17 protein-coding genes are annotated in these 20,726 nt (G+C 57.0%); 5 read left to right on the forward strand and 12 right to left on the reverse strand.

Annotation, left to right across the window (positions count from 1 at the left end):
- Nucleotides 1-66: 66 nt before the first annotated feature.
- The 4 genes from polB to araB all read right to left on the reverse strand — a co-directional run bounded on the left by polB (nt 67) and on the right by araB (nt 6,475).
- Complete coding sequence (polB, locus tag PGR79_RS17020) at nt 67-2,424, reverse strand: DNA polymerase II (protein WP_430922115.1); 2,358 nt, start codon at nt 2,422-2,424, stop codon at nt 67-69.
- A gap of 79 nt (nt 2,425-2,503) precedes the next feature.
- On the reverse strand, nt 2,504-3,199 hold the full coding sequence (gene araD, locus PGR79_RS17025) for an L-ribulose-5-phosphate 4-epimerase (protein WP_430922117.1): 696 nt from the start codon (nt 3,197-3,199) through the stop codon (nt 2,504-2,506).
- A gap of 53 nt (nt 3,200-3,252) precedes the next feature.
- Entirely contained in the window at nt 3,253-4,755 is a 1,503-nt protein-coding gene (gene araA / locus PGR79_RS17030; protein ID WP_047037966.1) for an L-arabinose isomerase, read from the reverse strand.
- 10 nt (nt 4,756-4,765) lie between these two features.
- Nucleotides 4,766-6,475 (reverse strand): ribulokinase, encoded by a 1,710-nt coding sequence (araB, locus tag PGR79_RS17035; RefSeq protein ID WP_430922119.1) that lies wholly within the window; start codon nt 6,473-6,475, stop codon nt 4,766-4,768.
- Between the two features lie 336 nt (nt 6,476-6,811).
- Between araB and araC the strand changes: the two genes are divergently transcribed.
- Nucleotides 6,812-7,657: an arabinose operon transcriptional regulator AraC gene (gene araC, locus PGR79_RS17040; protein ID WP_015368277.1), complete on the forward strand. Its 846-nt coding sequence runs from the start codon at nt 6,812-6,814 to the stop codon at nt 7,655-7,657.
- 128 nt (nt 7,658-7,785) lie between these two features.
- On the forward strand, nt 7,786-8,553 hold the full coding sequence (locus tag PGR79_RS17045) for a DedA family protein (RefSeq protein WP_047042724.1): 768 nt from the start codon (nt 7,786-7,788) through the stop codon (nt 8,551-8,553).
- Here the strand turns inward: PGR79_RS17045 and thiQ are convergent.
- From thiQ to sgrR, 4 genes are all read right to left on the reverse strand, one after another.
- Complete coding sequence (gene thiQ, locus PGR79_RS17050) at nt 8,540-9,241, reverse strand: thiamine ABC transporter ATP-binding protein ThiQ (protein WP_113374404.1); 702 nt, start codon at nt 9,239-9,241, stop codon at nt 8,540-8,542. The genes PGR79_RS17045 and thiQ overlap by 14 nt on opposite strands.
- On the reverse strand, nt 9,225-10,835 hold the full coding sequence (gene thiP / locus PGR79_RS17055) for a thiamine/thiamine pyrophosphate ABC transporter permease ThiP (RefSeq protein ID WP_113374405.1): 1,611 nt from the start codon (nt 10,833-10,835) through the stop codon (nt 9,225-9,227). Before thiP ends, thiQ begins: the two co-directional genes overlap by 17 nt.
- A complete protein-coding gene (gene thiB / locus PGR79_RS17060; RefSeq protein WP_271031931.1) occupies nt 10,811-11,794 on the reverse strand; it encodes a thiamine ABC transporter substrate binding subunit in 984 nt (327 codons plus the stop codon). The genes thiP and thiB overlap by 25 nt, the downstream gene beginning before the upstream one ends.
- Nucleotides 11,795-12,082: 288 nt before the next feature.
- Entirely contained in the window at nt 12,083-13,738 is a 1,656-nt protein-coding gene (gene sgrR, locus PGR79_RS17065) for an HTH-type transcriptional regulator SgrR (protein WP_087860902.1), read from the reverse strand.
- A gap of 87 nt (nt 13,739-13,825) precedes the next feature.
- Here sgrR and sgrT point away from each other — a divergent pair, with 87 nt between their 5' ends.
- Both sgrT and PGR79_RS17075 read left to right on the forward strand, forming a co-directional pair.
- A complete protein-coding gene (sgrT, locus tag PGR79_RS17070; RefSeq protein WP_015704385.1) occupies nt 13,826-13,978 on the forward strand; it encodes a glucose uptake inhibitor SgrT in 153 nt (50 codons plus the stop codon).
- Between the two features lie 163 nt (nt 13,979-14,141).
- Nucleotides 14,142-15,326: a sugar efflux transporter gene (locus PGR79_RS17075; protein WP_087860901.1), complete on the forward strand. Its 1,185-nt coding sequence runs from the start codon at nt 14,142-14,144 to the stop codon at nt 15,324-15,326.
- A gap of 44 nt (nt 15,327-15,370) precedes the next feature.
- Here the strand turns inward: PGR79_RS17075 and PGR79_RS17080 are convergent, their stop codons facing one another.
- On the reverse strand, nt 15,371-16,681 hold the full coding sequence (locus tag PGR79_RS17080; RefSeq protein ID WP_113374408.1) for an MFS transporter: 1,311 nt from the start codon (nt 16,679-16,681) through the stop codon (nt 15,371-15,373).
- Nucleotides 16,682-16,911: 230 nt separating this feature from the next.
- On the opposite strand from PGR79_RS17080, the gene PGR79_RS17085 reads away from it, so the two are divergent.
- Nucleotides 16,912-17,808, forward strand: a complete 897-nt coding sequence (locus tag PGR79_RS17085; RefSeq protein ID WP_087860899.1) for a LysR family transcriptional regulator — start codon at nt 16,912-16,914, stop codon at nt 17,806-17,808.
- A gap of 37 nt (nt 17,809-17,845) precedes the next feature.
- On the opposite strand, the gene aroD is transcribed toward PGR79_RS17085, so the two are convergent.
- Genes aroD through PGR79_RS17100 form a run of 3 tightly spaced genes read right to left on the reverse strand, consistent with a single transcriptional unit; the run spans nt 17,846 to nt 20,719 of the window.
- Nucleotides 17,846-18,601, reverse strand: coding sequence for a type I 3-dehydroquinate dehydratase (gene aroD, locus PGR79_RS17090; protein WP_087860898.1), 756 nt, complete (start codon nt 18,599-18,601; stop codon nt 17,846-17,848).
- A gap of 29 nt (nt 18,602-18,630) precedes the next feature.
- Complete coding sequence (locus tag PGR79_RS17095) at nt 18,631-19,845, reverse strand: MFS transporter (RefSeq protein WP_395226962.1); 1,215 nt, start codon at nt 19,843-19,845, stop codon at nt 18,631-18,633.
- Between the two features lie 10 nt (nt 19,846-19,855).
- A complete protein-coding gene (locus PGR79_RS17100) occupies nt 19,856-20,719 on the reverse strand; it encodes a shikimate dehydrogenase (protein WP_045376448.1) in 864 nt (287 codons plus the stop codon).
- Nucleotides 20,720-20,726 lie beyond the last annotated feature (7 nt).

A 20,726-nucleotide genomic window follows, 5' to 3' on the forward strand; every position in this document is an offset into this window, starting at 1 on the left:
AATCAAAATTGGGTCCAGGAATGGAAAGGGCGCTATGGTACTGGATGCCGCGGTGTTAGTCACCTGTCAAAATAGCCCCAGTTGCCCTGTCACTATTGTAGCAAAGTCGTCGTTGACGAAGGGAAGGATTCCTTCCGCCACCGGCTGCAATTGCTTTGACAGATAGTGATCGTAATCGAGCGGCGACTGCTGGTAATCCACCGGCTCCGGGCCGCCGGTAGTCCAGACGTATTTAATGGTGCCGCGCTGCTGATACTGCTGCGCCCGCCCAAGCTTCACGTTGTGTTCATCGGCAAGCCTCGCGGCGCGCACGTGCGGCGGCACGTTGCGTTGATACTCCGCCAGCGGTCGGCGCAGGCGCTTGCGATAAACCAGCTGCTCATCGAGCTCGCCGTTCATCAGCCTGGCGATAGTCTCCCGTACATAATCCTGATACGGCTGATGGCGGAAGATGCGCAGGTACAGCTCCTGTTGAAACTGCTGGGCCAGCGGCGTCCAGTCGGTGCGTACCGTCTCCAGCCCCTTGAACACCATGCGCTGGGCATCGCCTTCCTGAATCATCCCAGCATAACGCTTTTTACTGCCGGTATCGGCGCCGCGGATCGTCGGCATTAAAAAGCGGCAAAAGTGGGTTTCATACTCCAGCTCCAGCGCGCTGGTCAGCTGGCTTTTGCTCAGTTCCTGCGCCCACCAGTCGTTGACATAGGCAACCAGCTTGTGGCCGATTTCCGCCGCCTGCGCTTCGCTATGCGGGCGCTTGAGCCAGACGAAGGTGGAGTCGGTATCGCCGTAGATAACGTCATAGCCCTGGGCTTCAATCAGCGCTTTGGTCTGGCGCATGATCGCGTGGCCGCGCATGGTGATCGACGACGCCAGCCGTGGATCGAAAAAGCGGCAGGCGCTGGTCCCCAGCACGCCGTAAAAGGCGTTCATGATGATCTTCAGCGCCTGCGACAGCGGCTTATTGTGCTGACGCTTGGCTTCATCGCGGCCGTGCCAGATCTGCCCGACGATGCCTGGCAGGCAGTGCTTTTCGCGCGAGAAGCGGGCGCCGAGAAACCCTTCGGTGCTGTGGCGGTCATCGGGCTGCGCCAGTCCCTCAACCAGGCCGACTGGGTCGATTAAAAAGGTGCGGATGATCGACGGATACAGGCTTTTGTAGTCCAGCACCAGCACTGAGTCATACAGGCCGGGGCGGGAGTCCATGACGTAGCCGCCGGGACTGGCCTGCGGGGGAACTTCGCCGAGATTCGGCGCCACGTAGCCCAGCCGGTGCATGCGCGGGAAATAGAGATGGCTGAAGGCGGCGACCGATCCGCCGTGGCGATCGGCGGGCAGACCGTTGACCGTCGCCCGTTCTAGCAGAAACGGCATGATCTCCGTTTTGTGGAAGATCCGCGTCACCAGCTCGCAATCCTGTAGGTTATAGGTCGCCAGCGCCGGTTTATCTTCATGGAAGCGGCGATCGATTTCGTCCATCCGATCCCACGGATTGTCGATAGCTTTGCCTTCGCCCAGCAGCTCACGGGCGACGGCCTCGAGTGAAAATGAGGAGAAGTTCCAGAACGCCGATTTTAGCGCTTCGATACCGTCGATAATCAGCCGGCCGTTGGCCTGGGCGAAAAAGACGCCGTTCTTAAAACCGTGCTCGCGCCACTCCAGCTCGCTATTGCCGCGGCCGAGCAGCAGCGGGATGCGGTAGCGCTCGGCGTGTTTTTGCAGGACCCGCAGATCGAACTGCACCACATTCCAGCCGATCAGCACGTCGGGATCGTGTTCGGCAAACCAGGCGTTGAGCTTTTCCAGCAGCAGCGGGCGGCTGGCGACATAGACCAGGCTGAAGCCCACATCCGGCGGCGTGGCGGGCTCGGGGCCTAACATGTAGACCACCCGCTGGCCGCAGCCTTCCAGACCGATGCAGTAGAGCTCGCCGTGGCGGCTGGTTTCGATATCCAGCGAGACCCATTTCAGCGGCGGGCGGTAATCCGGATTAGGTTTCATGCGCGCGTTAACCAGCTGCGAACCGCGCGTTTCGCCTTCTACCCACACCGGGGCGGTGATAAAGCGCTCCATCAGGTAGCGCTCCGGCGGGCGGATATCGCCTTCGTAAACGGTGACGCCGTTTTCACGCAGCTTTTTTTCCAGCCGCATCAGCTGGCGATGCGCGCGGCAGTACAGGCCGAAAACCGGCTGGCGGTGGAAATCTTTTAGCGCAAGCGGGGCCAGACGGTAGCCGTTTTCACCCTGCAACAGGCTTTCAGCCTGCCGCCGCTGCGTTTCGGGGATAAACGCCACGGATTCCTGCGGCGGCAGCGTGACCTGCAGCGGGCCGTTATCGGTCGCCAGCCAGAAGGCCAGTTCCGTTCCCTGCGGGGTATCCCGCCAGTGACGGGTGAGTAAAAATCCTGCTTGCGGCTGCGTCACGCGTGCTCTCAACGATAAAAAACCAGGCCTGATTATAGCCTGGTTTCATGATGGGTGCTGGGGTTTTATACAGGGGTGATTACTGGCCGTAGTAGGCTTTGGCCCCGTGTTTACGCAGATAGTGCTTATCGAGCAGCGTCTGCTGCATATCCGGCAGTTGCGGCGCCAGCTGGCGGCAGAAAATTCCCATATAGGCGATCTCCTCCAGCACGATGGCATTGTGCACCGCATCTTCGGCGTTTTTACCCCAGGCGAACGGGCCGTGGGAATGCACCAGCACGCCGGGCATTTGCGCCGGGTCGATGCCCTGCTGACGGAAGGTTTCGACAATCACATTGCCGGTTTCCCACTCATATTCGCCGTTGATCTCCGCATCGGTCATCAACCGGGTGCAGGGGACCGGGCCATAAAAATAGTCAGCGTGGGTGGTGCCGGTCGCCGGAATAGATTGCCCGGCCTGCGCCCAGATGGTGGCGTGGCGCGAATGGGTATGCACAATCCCCCCAAGCGACGGAAACGCCTGGTATAGCAGGCGATGGGTCGGCGTATCGGAAGAGGGTTTCTTGTTGCCTTCCATCACGTCACCGGTCTCCAGACTGACGACGACCATGTCGTCAGCGGTCATCAGGCCGTAATCCACGCCGGAGGGTTTAATAACCAATACCCCTTTGTCACGATCGACGGCGCTGACGTTACCCCAGGTTAAGGTCACCAGATTATGCTGCGGTAGCGCTAAGTTGGCCTCCAGCACCTGGCGTTTGAGATCTTCTAACATCTTGTTCTCCCTGCCCGATGAGCGGATTGTCATCGGGCATTCTGCTTGTGCGCTTAGCGTTTGCTACCGTAATAGACTTCATTCCAGCGCAGCGCGTCTTTGAACGACGGCAGGCGGGTATCGTTGTCGATGACGGCCAGCTCAATATCCTGCAGCTCGGCAAACTGGCGCATATCGTCGAGGGTTAACGCATGGCTGAAGACGGTATGGTGCGCGCCGCCGGCGATGATCCAGGCTTCCGACGCGGTGCGCAGATCCGGCTGCGCCTGCCACAGCGCGTTGGCCACCGGCAGCTTCGGCAGATCGTGCGGCGTCGCGACGGTTTCGATGGTGTTGACCAGCAGGCGGAAGCGATCGCCTAAATCAATCAGGCTGGCGACGATCGCCGGGCCGGTTTGGGTGTTGAAGATCAGACGGGCCGGATCGGCCTTACCGCCAATTCCCAGCGGCTGGACGTCGAGGATCGGTTTCTCGGCGGTAGCGATAGTCGGGCACACTTCCAGCATGTGCGAGCCCAGCACCAGATCGTTGCCGTTGTCGAAGTGATAGGTGTAATCCTCCATAAAGGAGGTGCCGCCCTGCAGACCGGTCGACATCACTTTCATGATGCGTAGCAGAGCGGCGGTTTTCCAGTCGCCTTCGCCGGCAAAGCCGTAGCCCTGCTGCATCAGGCGCTGTACGGCGAGACCCGGCAGCTGTTTCAGGCCGTGAAGGTCTTCAAAGGTGGTGGTAAAGGCGTGGAAACCGCCTTGTTCAAGGAAGCGTTTCATCCCCAGTTCGATGCGCGCGGCGTCCAGCACGTTCTGGCGCTTATCGCCGTGCACCTGCGCTGCTGGCGTCAGGCGGTAGCTGCTTTCGTATTCATCGACCAGCGCGTTGATATCGCCGTCGCTGATGCTATTCACCACCTGCACCAGATCGCCGACCGCCCAGGTATTGACCGAAAAGCCGAACTTAATCTGCGCCGCCACTTTATCGCCGTCGGTTACCGCCACTTCGCGCATGTTATCGCCGAAGCGGCACACTTTCAGATGACGGGTATCCTGCTTCGAAACCGCCTGGCGCATCCAAGCGCCGATGCGCTGGTGCGCTTCTTTATCCTGCCAGTGGCCGGTGACGACGCTGTGCTGCTGGCGCATGCGCGCGCCGATAAAGCCGAATTCGCGGCCGCCGTGAGCGGTCTGGTTAAGGTTCATAAAGTCCATATCAATGCTGTCCCACGGCAGGGAGGCGTTGAATTGGGTATGGAATTGCAGCAGCGGCTTGTTGAGGAGCGTCAGGCCGTTGATCCACATTTTCGCCGGTGAGAAGGTGTGCAGCCAGACCACTAATCCGGCGCATTTATCATCGTAGTTGGCGTCGCGGCAAATATGCGTGATTTCATCCGGCGTGGTGCCGAGCGGTTTCAGCACCAGCTTGCACGGCAGTTTTGCTTCCGCATTCAGGCTATTCACCACATGTTCGGCATGTTTCGTTACCTGGCGCAGGGTCTCCTGGCCATACAGGTGCTGGCTGCCAATTACGAACCATACTTCATAGTTATCAAAAATCGTCATTTTCGTATCCTTAATGGGTGAGCGCTGCCGGAGATTGCGGGGCGTTTTCCGCCTTTGCAGCCGAAGGGAGATAGTGTTGTTCCGCGCTAGCCGACCACTGCTGGTAGCGCTGATACAGTTGTTCGAAACGCTGCGCCTGTTGCGCGCGCGGCTGCAGGGTGTTTTCCACCTCGCTTGCCATGTTGCGCTGCGCGGCGGGGATATCCGGATAGACGCCCGCGGCGACGGCGGCGAAGATGGCGGCGCCCAACGCGCAGCACTGATCGGAGGCGACAATCTGCAGCGGACGGTTCAGGACGTCGCAGCAGGCCTGCATGATGACCTGGTTCTTGCGCGCGATGCCGCCGAGCGCCATCACGTTATTCACCGGAATGCCCTGATCGGTGAAGCACTCCATAATGGCGCGAGCGCCGAAGGCGGTGGCGGCAATCAATCCGCCGAACAATGCCGGGGCGTCGGTGGCCAGATTTAAATCGGTAATAACGCCTTTCAGCCGCTGGTTGGCGTTCGGCGTGCGGCGGCCGTTGAACCAGTCCAGCACCACCGGCAGGTGATCGAGGGATGGATTATTGGCCCAGGCTTCGGTGAGCGCCGGCAGCAGCTGTTTTTGACTGGCTTTGATTGGCTCGCGCAATTCAGGATGCTGTTGGGCAAGCTGTTCCAGCGGCCAGCCGAGAATGCGGCCAAACCAGGCATAGATATCGCCGAATGCCGACTGACCGGCCTCCATACCGATGAAATCCGGCACCACGCTGCCGTCCACCTGGCCGCAGATACCTTTCACCGTGCGGTTGCCCACGCTCTGTTTATCGGCGATCAGAATGTCGCAGGTGGAGGTGCCGATAACTTTAACCAATGCGTTAGGCTGCGCGCCGGCGCCGACCGCGCCCATATGGCAATCGAAGGCGCCGCCGGAAATCACCACTGTCTCCGGCAGGCCGAGGCGCTGCGCCCATTCGGCGGTCAGGTTGCCGACGGGGAGATCCGCAGTCCAGGTGTCGCGGAACAGCGGCCAGGCAAGGTGGCGGTTGATAATCGGGTCGAGTTCGTCGAAGAAGCTGGCGGGCGGCAGTCCGCCCCAGCTCTCGTGCCACAACGATTTGTGCCCGGCGCTGCAGCGACCGCGGCGGATATCCTGCGGGCGGGTGGTGCCGGAAAGCAGGGCGGGCACCCAGTCACAAAGCTCGATCCACGATGTCGCGGCCTGCGCGACGGCGCTATCTTCGCGCGTGACGTGGAGGATCTTGGCCCAGAACCATTCGCTGGAGTAGATGCCGCCGATATAGCGCGAGTAATCTTCTTTACCCGGCGTGTGGCACAGGCGGGTGATGGCCTCCGCCTCTTCCACCGCGGTATGATCTTTCCACAGCACGAACATGGCGTTCGGGTTGTCAGCGAACTCTTCGCGCAGCGCCAGCACGTTTCCGTCAGCATCAATCGGCGCAGGGGTTGAGCCGGTGCTGTCGACGCCGATACCGACCACCGTCGCCCGTTGTTCAGCGCTTAATGCCGCCAGTACGCTTTTCAGCGCCGATTCCATGGATTCAATGTAATCGCGCGGGTGATGGCGGAAGCGGTTATTCGGCCCATCGCAGAACAGCCCTTCCTGCCAGCGTGGATACCACTCTACGCTCGCGGCCAGTTCCGCGCCGGTAGCGCATTCCACCGCCAGCGCGCGTACTGAGTCACTACCAAAATCGAGGCCAATCGCAATTGCCATCTTGTTACTCCATGCTGAAATCATTCATGCAGCAACAGTAGATATCCCCGGATAAATCCGTCAGGCCGTATTCGCTAATCTTATGGACTATATTGCTGTCACCACGCAAAGTGTGACGCCGTGCAAATATTCGATGTGGACTTTCCTGCCGTATTTATAGACACTTTTGTTATGCGCTGGATCAACGCGAAATGCGTGCTGGTAGCGCTTTTTTCGCTCGCCGTGCGGGTTTTTGTCTAAATTCCCACCGGTATCGCAGTCGCAACGGCGCGGATGGCGATAAAATGATGAATATGGACAATTGGTGTCAAAAATACCTCGTGGAGAACGACGCTTATGGCCGAAACGCAAAACGATCCGCTGCTTCCGGGCTATTCCTTTAACGCCCATCTGGTCACCGGCCTGACGCCGATTGAGGCGCAGGGATATCTCGATTTCTTTATCGACCGTCCGCTGGGCATGAAAGGCTATATTCTCAACCTGACGATCCGCGGCGAGGGGGTGATCAACAACCACGGCGAACAGTTCGTTTGTCGCCCCGGCGATATGCTGCTGTTTCCGCCGGGGGAGATTCATCACTATGGCCGCCATCCCGACGCCAGCGAGTGGTATCACCAGTGGGTCTATTTCCGCCCACGCGCCTACTGGCATGAATGGCTCAACTGGCCGACGATCTTCGCCCATACCGGTTTCTTCCGCCCGGATGAACAATGGCAGGCGCGGTTTGGCGAACTATTCGGGCAGATTGTCGATGCCGGACAGGGGGCGGGGCGTTATTCCGAACTGCTGGCGATTAACCTGCTGGAACAGCTGCTACTGCGGCGCATGGAGGCGATTAACGAATCGCTGCATCCGCCGCTGGATAACCGGGTGCGCGACGCCTGCCAGTACATCAGCGACCATCTGGCGGACAGCCATTTCGATATCGCCAGCGTCGCCCAGCACGTCTGTTTGTCACCTTCTCGTTTGTCGCATCTGTTTCGCCAGCAGTTGGGGATAAGCGTACTTGGCTGGCGGGAAGATCAGCGAATTAGCCAGGCTAAACTGCTGTTGAGTACTACCCGGATGCCGATTGCCAGCGTCGGCCGCAACGTTGGCTTCGAAGATCAGCTCTATTTTTCGCGGGTCTTTAAAAAATGCACCGGCGCCAGCCCCAGTGAATTCCGCGCAGGATGTGAATAAAAAGTAAAGAAAGTGAAATGATGACCCGCTTAAATGTCACAGCCAGTAAACTATTAAGACAATTGGTGGCTTGACGACGACGTGACGGCTCCGGAGAATCCGGGCTTCTTTTTTTAACCGGGTATATTATGCAGGCATTGCTGGAACACTTTATCACCCAATCCACGGTCTACTCGTTGATAGCCGTGATGCTGGTGGCATTTCTTGAGTCGCTGGCGCTGGTGGGGCTTATCTTACCCGGCACGGTTATGATGGCTGGTCTGGGGGCGCTCATCGGCAGCGGCGAAGTTAACTTCTGGCAGGCGTGGCTGGCGGGGATTGTCGGCTGCCTGTTGGGAGACTGGATCTCATTCTGGCTCGGCTGGCGCTTTAAAAAGCCGTTACACCGCTGGTCATTTATGAAAAAAAATCGCGCGCTGCTGGAGAAAACCGAACACGCGCTGCACCAGCACAGCATGGTGACGATTCTGATTGGCCGCTTTGTCGGGCCGACGCGGCCGCTGGTGCCGATGGTGGCCGGGATGCTCGACCTGCCGGTGGCGAAGTTCGTGCTGCCGAATATTATTGGCTGCCTGCTCTGGCCGCCGCTCTATTTCCTCCCCGGTATTCTGGCGGGGGCGGCGATTGATATTCCTGCCGATGAAAACAGCGCCAGCTTCAAATGGCTGCTGCTGGGCGCGGCGCTGCTGGCGTGGCTGGCGGGCTGGCTGTGCTGGCGGCTGTGGCGGAGCGCGAAAACCTCCGGCGATCGCCTGACCCGTTGGCTACCGCGCGGACGCCTGCTGTGGCTGGCGCCGTTGATGGCGGCGCTGGCGGTAGCGGCGCTAACATTTGTTTTCCGCCATCCCCTGATGCCGGTCTATCTTGAGATCCTGCATAAGGTCATTTCGCGCTAATTCCCAACAGCGCCGAGGCGCTGCTGTTGCCGCTTAACAGATCGTCAGTGGCGCCGTCCCAGGCAATGCGCCCTTCGGCGACCACGATGGAACGAGGCGCAATGCGCGCCGCATCCTCCACGCTGTGCGATACCATCAACAGCGTCAACTGCTGCCGCTGACAGACATCGGCGACCAGCGTCAGCATCTCCTGACGCAGCGCCGGATCGAGCGCCGAGAAGGGTTCATCAAGCAGCAGCACCGGCTGTTGGCGTACCAGACAGCGGGCCAGCGCCGCCCGCTGCCGCTGGCCGCCGGATAGCTCGCCAGGCAAGCGATCCAGCAATGTATCCATTCCCATCTGCCCGGCTATCGCCATGACCTGCGCGTGCTGCTCGCGGTTCAGCTTAAGGCCGGGGTGGATGCCGAGGCCAATATTCTGCCGGACGGTGAGATGGTTAAACAGGTTGTTCTCCTGAAACAGCATAGAAACCGGGCGTTGCGCCGGCGGCGTGGCGTTATGCTTCTCGCCGTCGATCAGCAGGCTACCGCTGGCGGGGGGCAGAAACCCGGCAATCAGATTCAGCAGCGTGCTCTTTCCGGCGCCGCTGGGACCGAGCACGGCGATGCGCTCTCCGCGCTCGACGCTGAGCGTAAATCGCATCGGCAAATGCTGATACAGCCAGGTGACATCATTGAGTTTTAGCATCGCGTCCCGGTAGTTTCTCGATCAAAGTAAAAAGGATAAAGCACAGCAGCAGGAGCAGGAGCGCGGTGACCGCGCCGTCCTGGCTGCGGTAGGAGCCGATCTGCTGATACAGATAGAAAGGCAGCGTGCGGAAGGATTCATTGCCGAACAGCGCCACCACGCCGAAGTCGCCAATCGACAGCACGCAGGCGAAAGCCAGGGCCTGCGCCAGCGGCCGTTTCAGCGCCCGCAGCTCCACCACCCGCAGCCGGTTAAAACCTCGTAGCCCCAACGACTGACACAGGGCGCCATAGCGGGCGGCAATATCGCGCATTGGATTTTCCAGCACTTTCAGGGCATAGGGGATTGCCATCAGCGCGTTGGTAAAGATGACAATCCCGTCGGCGGATTCCGGCAGGCCGATACTGTTATTGAGCAGCAGGAAGAAACCGGTCGCCAGCACAATCCCCGGCATGGCGAGGATGAGCATACCGCTGAGCTCCAGCGTCTGCCCGGCCAGCGGCAGGTTGCGGGCGCGCAGTTCGCGACTGCTCCACAGCAGCATCATGGTCAGAATGACGCTGAGCAGTCCGGCGGCGAGGGCGATACGCAGCGAGGTCCACAGCGCCTGCCACAGTGCGGCTTGGCCGAGCACCTTCGGCAGATTGACGTTGAGCCCATCGACGATCACCGCCAGTAGCGGCGGTAGCAGCAACAGCAGAGCGACGGCGATCAGCGCGTAATCACACAGGCGACTATGCAGACGGTCGTCGGGGTCGCGCCAGCCTTGCACCTGACTGGCGCCGATCGCCACGGCTTTGCTCAGGCGCTGGCTCAGCAGCACCAGCCCAAGGCAGCAGATCATTTGAATAATCGCTAACACCGCCGCCCGCGCCGGGTCGTAATCAAAGCTTAGCGCCTGATAGATAGCCAGCTCAATGGTGGTGGCCCGCGGCCCGCCGCCTAGTGACAGCACGGTGGCGAAACTTGCGAAGCACAGCATAAAAATCAGCGCGGCCACCGGCGGGATCTGCCGACGTAGCCACGGCCATTCCACAAGACGGAAGAAGACGAAACCGCGCATCCCGAGCTGAGCGGCGATCTGCCGCTGTTCGCCGGGAATGTTTTCCAGCGCCTGCAGCAGCAGGCGGGTCGCCATCGGCATATTAAAGAACACATGGGCCAACAGGATACCCTGTAAGCCGTATGGCGAGAAATCCCACTGCCAGCCGAGCGCGTGGAACAGCGCGGCGAGCCACCCCTGGCGGCCATAGACGCTGAGGATGCCGAACACCGCCACCAGTACCGGCAGGATCAACGTCATCGCGCACAGGCGCAGCAGCAGCGTGCGCCCCGGAAAGCGGCGGCGATACAGGGCGCGGGCGAGGAATATCGCCGGCACCACGGAAAATAGCGCCGACAAAAACGCCTGCCAGAAAGAAAAGCGTACGACGTGCCAGAGATAGCTATCGCTGAGGATCGTCTGCCAGGGCGCCTGCGGCGCTTCCAGCCACAGCGCCAGAAACGCCGCCAGCGCTACGATGACCAGTAAGAAAGCCGCCGCGGCGCCGGGGATCAGCCAGCCGAAACTTAGCGGCTGACGGCGCGTTGCCATGAACCGATCCAGTTTTGACGTTCAGCAGCGACCTGCTGCGGGGTGAACTGCAGCGTGGTTTGCGGTTTGGTTAGCGTATTGAAGCCGGCCGGCAGCGCGACCTGGGTTACCGGGTACATCCAGTTGCCGGTGGGAATGGCGTTCTGGAAGCCTGGCGAGGCCATAAATTTCAGGAACTTCTCCGCCAGTTCCGGTTGCTTGCTGGCGGCGGTACGCGCGGCGACTTCAACCTGCAGATAGTGGCCTTCGGTAAAGTCCGCCGCGGCATAATTATCTTTTTTCTCTTCGATGAGGTGATAAGCCGGCGAGGTGGTGTAGCTCAACACCAGGTCGCTTTCGCCTTTCAGGAACAGGCCGTAGGCTTCGCTCCAGCCCTTGGTGACGGTGACGGTTTTGGCCGCCAGCTTCTGCCAGGCTTCCGGCGCCTTATCGCCATACACTTTTTGCATCCACAGCAGCAGACCGAGCCCCGGCGTACTGGTGCGCGGGTCTTCGTAGATCACGCGCCATTTCTGCGGGCTCTCGACCAGCTCTTTCAGGCTTTTCGGAGGGTTTTTCAGCTTGTTTTTGTCATATACGAAGGCGAAGTAGCCGTAGTCGTAAGGCACGAAGGTGTCATTATCCCAGCCGCCGGGTACGGAGACTGCGCTGGCCGGCACGCCGCTTTTGGCAAACAGTTTGCTCTGCGCCGCGGCTGCCAGCAGATTGTTATCAAGGCCGAGTACGACATCGGCTTTGCTGTTTTTGCCTTCCATTCGCAGCCGGTTAAGCAGCGATACGCCATCTTCGAGGGCGACATATTTCAGTTCGCAGCCGCAATCGGCCTCAAATGCCTTTTTAACCGCCGGGCCAGGACCCCAGTCGGCAGAGAATGAATCGTAGGTGTAAACGGTCAGGACCGGTTTAGCAAAGACCGGGGCGGCGACCAGCGCCAGCAGGGGAAGCAGTTTTTTCAACACTTTGCACCTCAATATATGGGGAGGCAAAGGATTTTGAGTAGGCCTCAAATCCCTTCGCCGGCGTTATCCGGATCAGGTTCGACGGGTATTTTCTCAGCCCATACGCTTCATCCTTCAAGCCGCATCTGCGTTAGCTTCGCGCGTTCACCCCAGTCACATAGTTATCTATGCTCCAGGGGATTCACCCGCTTGCTGACTTGATGCAACTTGAATGATATTGCGTATGTTTATTAGCACCCCGTTGAGAACGGCGATAGTGTAATGATTTTGTTAGATGACGCAAAGCATTCAGGGCTCCGGCGGGGCGAACCACGCCGATTTAAAGTCAAACCAGCCGAGGGTGTTCATGCGCACGCCGCGCATACTGCGCTGGCCCTGAATCATAAGCCAGTGGTGAATCAGCGGAACAATATGCTGTTTCTCCAGCAGTTGCTGGCTCCAGGTCGCCGGGTTGAATTCGCCCGCGCGCCAGCGGTTGGCGTCTGCCTCCCAGTCGATGGGAATGCAGTGATGCATGAGCGGCACTTCATATAAATAGGCGAACAGGGAAAAATCGATCGGCAGCGTGAAGTTGACGCTGTTAAGCCAGATATCGCTCACCGTTTCGCCGCGATGCCAGTCATCATACTCCAGCTCCTGAATGTTCAGCTTCACCTGATGTTCCGCCAGCAGCGCCCGCATGATCCCGCCAATGACCCGATGTTCCACATGATCGCGATAGTAGGTGAGGGTGACTGACTCCAGACCGGCTGGTTTTTCGCAGGCGTGGCTGCGGGCGTGGTGCCAGCGCGGCAGCAGGCCGTAGGCCGGGAACCAGTTACCTTGATAGTGCTCGCCGGCGTGATACAGCAGATTGGCGGGCTGGAACAGATAACTTAACCAGCGGCGCACGTCATCATTGCCGCCCAGCGGGCTGCGACTATCAAAGAGCAGGTAATAGCACCCCTCTTCCAGGCGGCTCTCTACGGCTTTTTCGCTTTCAGTATTACCCTGCAGGGTTAAGCCGCCGTTGGGTTCTTCGCTAATTTCCGGCAGCACCCAGACGTTAACCTCATCGATCAGCGCCCGGTAGCCGAAGTACTCTTCAAAGGCATGGATTTTCAACTGGTTTTGATTATTGCGCGCAACCGCGTAAGGGCCGGTACCGATAGGCATACTGGAAAAGTTCTCCATCGTCCGCCATTCCTGCGGCAGCACCATTGCCGGGACCTGGCCTAACAGCCAGGGCAGCCAACGGTCCGGCTGGCTGAGGTGAATATCCAGCGTCCAGGCGGTCGGCGAGACGATGCGCTCGATATGGGAAAATAGCGGCAGTTCGCTGCTGCGCTGTAGCGAGGAGATAACGTCGGCCATCTCCAGCTCCCGGCCATGATGGAAATGAATGCCGGGACGCAGGAAAAAGCGCCAGTGGTTAGGCGAAATTTGCTGCCAGTGGTGGGCGATATCGGCCTCCAGTTCCCCATTTTCCTCATTTACCCGCGTCAGGGCGCTAAAAATTTGCCGCGCGATGTGGGTCTCCGAACGGCGCAAGGCGCTGCCGGGCAGTAGATTCTTCATCGGCCGATAGTAGAGCACGCGCAGAATGTGCCTCCCCTGGCGGAAACTGCGGCCAAGATGGGAGATCAACATTTGCCTGACCGCCGTTTTATCGCCAACCAGTTGCACCAGCTGATCGATGCGATCCTGCTCCAGTAAATCTTCGGCACGCTGCTGCTGCAGCGCCAGACCGGTATAAAGGAAGGTCAACCTGGAACGCTTGCCGCGCCCGGCTTCGGATTCCCACGCCAGCCAGCCGCGCGCTTCCATCAGGTTGAGCAAGGTGCGCATATGGCGGCGCGAACAGCTAAGCATTTCCGCCAGTTCGTTGAGGGTGGTCTGCTGCGACCTGCCGTCGCAGCATTGCCACAGGCGGATGAACTGTTGTTGCAGACGGCTGGAAGGCATAAAAGAGGAACTCCTGACGAAAACTCAGCAATTTATGAGTTCCTATATTAAGCCAATAATGAACCTCGATGAAGTAAGGAGATGAATATGACGAGGTCAACCACTAAGCAGTTCTATCAACGGTACTTTTCTGCGACGCAGGGCGCGTCCTGGCTGGCCCGCCAGTTAGCAGGAAGGCAGCAGAAAATGCTGGAGGAATTGATGCAGTGGGGAGTTACGTCGCCGACCTCCGATCGTTGACTTGCCGACATCATGTGTGACTGAGTATTGGTGTTATACTCGCCGTCTTTCAGGCTGCAAGCGTATTGGCTGCAACTCGAAATCCACAGAGTATAGAATCACCCGCCAGCAGATTGCTTCTGCTGGCTTTTTTCGTTTACTTCGCGTGTGTTAAGGACATTTCATGCTGTGGTTGATGACGATGGGGCGACGGTTAAACGGCGTCTACGCCGCCTTTATGCTGGTGGCTTTTATGATGGGCGTGGCCGGGGCGCTGCAGGCGCCGACGCTTAGTCTGTTTCTCAGCCGTGAAGTCGGCGCACAGCCGTTCTGGGTCGGCCTGTTTTATACGGTGAATGCGATTGCAGGTATCCTGGTGAGCCTGGCGCTGGCCAAACGATCCGATAGCCGCGGCGATCGTCGGCGGTTAATTATGTTCTGCTGCCTGATGGCGGTGGGTAACGCGCTGTTATTCGCTTTCAACCGCCATTATCTGACCCTTATCACCTGCGGCGTCATGCTGGCGTCGGTCGCTAATGCGGCAATGCCGCAGCTGTTTGCCCTCGCCCGCGAATACGCCGATAGCTCTGCCCGCGAAGTGGTCATGTTCAGCTCGGTGATGCGCGCCCAGCTGTCGCTGGCGTGGGTCATTGGCCCACCGCTGGCTTTTATGCTGGCGTTGAATTATGGCTTTATGACCATGTTCTCCATTGCCGCCGGGATTTTTGTCATCAGCCTGGCGCTGATTGCCTTTAAGCTGCCTTCGGTGGCGCGAGTGACGCAACTGCAGGAAGGCAGCAGCCTGCCGGAGCTGGAAGGCGGCTGGCGCGATAAAAACGTGCGCATGCTGTTTATCGCCTCTACGTTGATGTGGACCTGCAACACGATGTATATCATCGATATGCCGTTGTGGATCAGTAGCGATCTTGGCCTGCCGGATAGCCTGGCGGGGATACTGATGGGAACGGCAGCCGGTCTTGAAATTCCGGCGATGATCCTGGCCGGCTACTACGTTAAGCGTTGGGGGAAACGTAAAATGATGGTGGCGGCAGTCGCCGCTGGCGTGCTGTTCTATGTGGGGCTGATTATGTTCCATGGTCGCACGGCGCTGCTGGCGCTTCAGTTATTCAACGCCATCTTCATCGGTATCATCGCCGGGATCGGCATGTTGTGGTTCCAGGACCTGATGCCGGGGCGCGCCGGGGCGGCGACCACGCTGTTTACCAACAGTATCTCCACCGGGGTGATTCTGGCCGGGGTGATTCAGGGAGCGCTGTCGCAAAGCTATGGTCACGCCAGCGTTTACTGGACAATCGCGGCGATTTCGCTGCTGACGCTGTTTTTGACCAGTAGGGTTAAAGATATTTAAGTCATTCTCCCGCGCCGGCCATGCTGGCCCGGCGCGGGATAGCGTTATTTCAGCACGATTTGCTTGATGTCGCCGATGATAAAAATGTAGGCAATCACCCCGATCAGTGCGGTCACCCCAACGTAAATGAGGGCATAAAAGAAGTTACCGGTGGCTGATATAATCACGCCAATGATGAGTGGTGCGATAATTGAGGCCAGATTGGCGCAGAAGTTAAATATACCGCCGGTCAACCCAGCCATATTATCCGGGGCAATATCAGATATTAACGTCCAGCCCAAACCGACCATTCCCTGACCAAAGAAAGCGATCGACATGATAATAATCACCGTCGAATTCGCACTGACCCAATTAGCGGCGATAATGCAGCTAGAAAGGAGCAGCCCGGAAATTATTGGAAGTTTTCGGCTTATGTTTGCCGAACCGGTACGCTTAAGTAGCCTGTCGGAAAGCCAGCCGCCGAAGATGATGCCAACCGCGGCGGCCAGGAATGGCCAGGTGGCGAAAAATCCCACGTGAAGCCACGGCAGATGGCGTTCGTTGGCCAGGTAAGTGGGGAACCAGGTAAGGAAAAAAACTAGCGTAGTGTTACCGGCAAACTGCCCCAGACTGGCGCCGATAATTTGTCGGCAGCAGAGTAGCCGTTTGGCATCGCGCCAGTTAAATGGAATATTTTCACTCGTATTGGTAATCTGGTTGGCGCCAATATAATCCAGCTCTGCTTTATTTGCCGTTTTTGATTCATGTGGCTCATGATAAAAACGCCACCATACGAAGGTGAATAAAATACCCAGCCCGCCGGTCAGGAAAAATAAGGTTCGCCAGCCGTGATGTTCAAGAATTAAATATAGCAATGGCGAGAAGGCGGCTAATCCAATATATTCCCCAACTGTATAAGTGGCAGTGGCTCTGGCGCGTTCATGCTGGGGAAACCATTTGCTGACGATGCGGCTATTGGCCGGAAAGCAGGGGGCCTCGCTGACACCTAGCCCCAGACGCAGAAGGAGCAAAGATTTCAGCCCCAGAGAGAAACTTTGCAGTAGGGTAAATAGCGACCAAAAGAAGATGGACAGGGCGTAGGTCAATTTATTACCGAAACGGTCTAAAAACATGCCGCCAGGAATTTGCGCCAGCGCATAAGTCCAGGCAAAAGCGGAAAAAACAATGCCCATCATTGCCGGGTCAATGTGGATTTCAGTGGTTAATTTTGGAGCGACGATTCCAAGAATGGTACGATCGAGATAATTGATCATCGTACCCAGCGATAACAGCGTTAAAATAAAAATACGCGTTCTGCTTCTTTTTAGCGTGCCGGGCGATGACGCCAGGCTTCCTTGAGAGCCAGGTATAGACATAAAGATTTCCTTTAAAGTTTAAAATATTTTTGCATGTATTTATGCATGCAGAAATATTCTAATGACTCATAGACTGGGTCTATGAATGGCAACGCTTTGTTACGCACAAAAGAAAATATCAAATAATATTTGATGTGAATCTGATATTGACTCGTTGTAGCGTATTATCAACCTGCCGCATGGTATATTAAGCGCAGTGATCTTATTCTTATATTATACGGACAAAAATAATGAACCTGAAGCAACTTTATTATTTTAAGCGATTGAGCGAGACGGAACATTACACCGAAGCTGCCTCCAGCCTGTTCATCACGCAACCTTCGCTAAGCCACGCCATATCTGAGTTGGAGAAAGAACTTGGCGTGGCGCTGTTCGCCAGAAAAGGGCGCAACGTCAAAATTACGCAAAACGGTAAACGTTTTTTACCCTATGTGGAAGATGCGCTCGCTTCTTTAGAGAATGGGCGGCTGACGCTGCAAAACAATGATAGCGAAAAGAAAGAGAATATTCGTATCGCCTTTATTTATACGATGGGTGAATTTGTTGTTCCGCAGTTAATTAATAAATACACTAATTCACCATCCAGTCACAAGGTGACTTTTTCCTTTACGCAAGGCACTTCGCTTTCGTTATTACAAGCGTTAAAGGCAGGAAAAACCGATCTGGCGATTTGTTCATATATTGCCGATGAACCAGACATCGATTTTATTCCCATCATTCAGCAGGAACTGGTGGTGGTGACGGCGAAAGATCATCCGCTTGCCAGATTGTATGAAAATGAGGTCGATCTGGTTGAGACGATTCACTATCCCTATATCTACTTCTCAGAGAACAGCGGTTTGCGGCCTTTTATTGATAATGTCTTTATGCAGCAAAAACTGGTGCCGGATATCGCCTGCTACGTCGATGAAGATACCGCGATGGCGGGGTTGGTTAGCATCGATTATGGTATTGCGATTATGCCGAGGATCTCCGCACTGGCAAATTATAACGTGCACATTCTGAAAATAAAAAATGAGCTCCCCCCGCGTTATATCTACCTTGCAACGATGAAGGAAAGGGTACTTTCTTCAGCAATTCAATCGTTTAAAAACGTCATTATTAACGATAGCCAGAGAATCAACTGAGCAAGCGCCCGGAGAGTGGCTCCGGGCAGCCTGTTTATCAGGACAGGATGTCCATTAGCTCGCGCAGCTTAGCGATGGCAATCTGGCCCGGCGCGGAGGCCTGGCCGACGGTGCCAAAGGTCATCGCTGAACCGAACAAGCGTCCGGTTACCCGGCTAACGCCGCCGGATTTGCCCATCGACATGGTGATCAGCGGGCGCGTCGCGTACTTCTCTTTCATGGTCAGCGTGGCGGAAAGCAGAGTGAGAACGTCCTGAGGTGTCTGCGGCATCACCGCGATCTTTGGTAGATCGGCACCCAACTCCTGCATTCGACGCAGTCGATAGATGATATCTTCCTGCGCCGGCGTTTTATGGAAATCATGATTGCTCATGATCACTTTTACGCCGGCTTGATGCGCATCGTTCACCAGCGCGCGGATTTGCGCTTCGTCGTTAAACAGCTCGATGTCGATAACATCGGCTAATCCGCTTAGCGCCGCCTGACGGTTAAGTTCAAAATACGCTTCGTCGCTGATTTCCGTTTCGCCGCCCTCTTTCTTACTGCGAAAGGTGAACAGCAGCGGTAGAGCCTTCAGCGTATGACGGATTTCCGCCAGCGCGGCCAGCACCTGGGGGATTTCCCGGACGTGAGTAAAATGGTCAACGCGCCATTCGATAATATCAGCGCCCGCGTCAACCAGGCCCTGAGCATTAGTCAGCAGTTCATCCAGCGTTTTTCCGATCAGCGGTACGCAAATTAAGGTTTCGCCTTCCTTGAAGGTGATGTTCTTTACGGTTACTGCAGTTGTCATGTAGGTATCCATTATTGTTGTCGTGAACCTCAGGCGGTGACGGTAGTGCGAGACACTCTTTGCGCCGCGCGCGCCTGAAGTTGACGATAGCCGATGTACAGGGCGATCACAAAGCCGATAACGGCGATCAGGAAATCAAACCACATAATGCTGGCAATACTAATCTGTGAAAGCCTGGCGGTGATAAGCGGGATCGTGAAGCTCGCGATACTGCCTGCGGTGTAGAAGATCCCGGTCGCCTTGCCTTTGCCATTCGGAAAGCTCATTGCCATGATGGTCGCTCCCAGCTGCAATACCCCGCCGGCAGCGGCAAAGCCGATGACGAAGGCGAAACCGGTAACCATCAGCGGGGTGGGGAACAGGCACACTAACAGCAGTGAGACCATCGACAGGCAGGTATAGATGATCATCGCTACCGCAGAGCTGAATACCTCTTTGACGAAAGCGGCGGTCACGAAGACGCAGACCAGCGAACCGACGGTGTAGATGCTCAGGAGCTTGATCGCCGATGCATAAGGCATACCGACCACGAACTGACCATATTGCGCCAGCCACTGGCTTACCAGGTAAAAAGTTGCCATGCCGATATAGCCGTACAGGGTAAAGACAACCATATCCAGTTTGTTGGCTTGCGGCTTAGCTGAAGCCGCTGCCTGCGCCGTTGGAGCCTCTTCCTTTTTGGCCGCCTGGCTATCGGGGAACGGCATCTTGAGCAGATAGATTGCGCTCAGTACAAACAGAGCCGCCGCGATCACGAACGACCAGCCAAACCACAGATTTGCCCATATCAGCAGGCTGATAATGAACGGCAGCAGAAATTGCCCTGCGGAAACGAAGGCTTTGATGAGTACATTAGCGCGGCTGGCGGAGTGCGGGAAAGACTCCATCAGCGCCGGATAGGTTCCGGAGTCGAGGAAGCTGTTCGCCAGACCAGCCATGATGCCAAATACGTAGGCCAGATAAATATTTTTAGTCAGCAGAATGCCGACGAAGAAGATCAGATAACTCAGGATCCCGAGATAAATAAAAGGCTTGCGACCAAAGCGATCCGACAAAAAACCGGTCACGATCGTCGCCAGTTTACCGATACCTAATGAGGAGATAACGATCGATACGCCAGCAGCATCTGTTCCCCACTGTTCCTGAAGATGGGCCATGTTGAGGGTGATTAAAAGCACCCCCATGCCGTGGATCAGGTAGTTGAGATACAGCCCTGCCGCAGTAGGGATGTATTTGTTTTTCATCTCTTGCCTCTTAGAACAGAATGCTCTTGACGTAGTCAACCGGCATCTCTTTGCCCGTCCAGATTTCGAACGCGCGCGCGCCTTGCCACAGCATCATTCCCAGGCCGTTGAGGGTGCGGCAGCCTTTTTTCTCCGCCACTTCCAGCAGATGGGTTTTACGCGGGTTATAGACGACGTCGGAGACAATCAGGTCCGGGCGCAGGAAGCTGTCGTTTGGCAGCAGCATCTGGCCTTCGAATGGTTTCATACCGACGCCGGTGGCGTTGGTGAGGATCACGCTGCTGTCGATTTCGGCGCGCAGCTTGTCATGATCGTCGAGATCGAAAAGGTGGATCTCGCAGTCGGTGTTATCGCGGATCTTGGCGACGGTCTGCTCGGCATTGGCGAAGAACTTGTCTTTACGGTTGAAGATCGAGATGGCCTTCACGCCGTCGAGCGCGGCCTGTACGCTGATAGCGGTAGCCGCGCCGCCCGCGCCGAGGATGGTCATCTTTTTGCCGATGATATCGATACCGGCTTCTGACAGCGCGCGCATATAGCCGGTGCCGTCGGTAATGTGACCGGTCAGGACGCCATTATCGTTGACGACGGTATTGACCGCGCCGACCAGCTGCGCCGCCGGCGAAAGCTTGTCGAGATACTGACAAATCTCGGTTTTATTCGGCATTGAGACGTTGTAACCGCGCAGTTTCAGCGCGCGGAAGCCCTGCACGACATCTTTTAGCTCCTGGTTATCGACTTCGAACGCCAGGTAGGCGTAATCGAGACCAAGATGCGCAAAGGCTTCGTTGTGCATGGTCGGCGACATGCTGTGTCTAATCGGGGTAGCGATTAAGCCAATCAGCTCGGTATGACCGGTAAGACGTTCTGCCATGATAAAT

Source organism: Klebsiella sp. 141161 (genome assembly GCF_050600815.1).
Lineage (GTDB): Bacteria > Pseudomonadota > Gammaproteobacteria > Enterobacterales > Enterobacteriaceae > Klebsiella > Klebsiella aerogenes.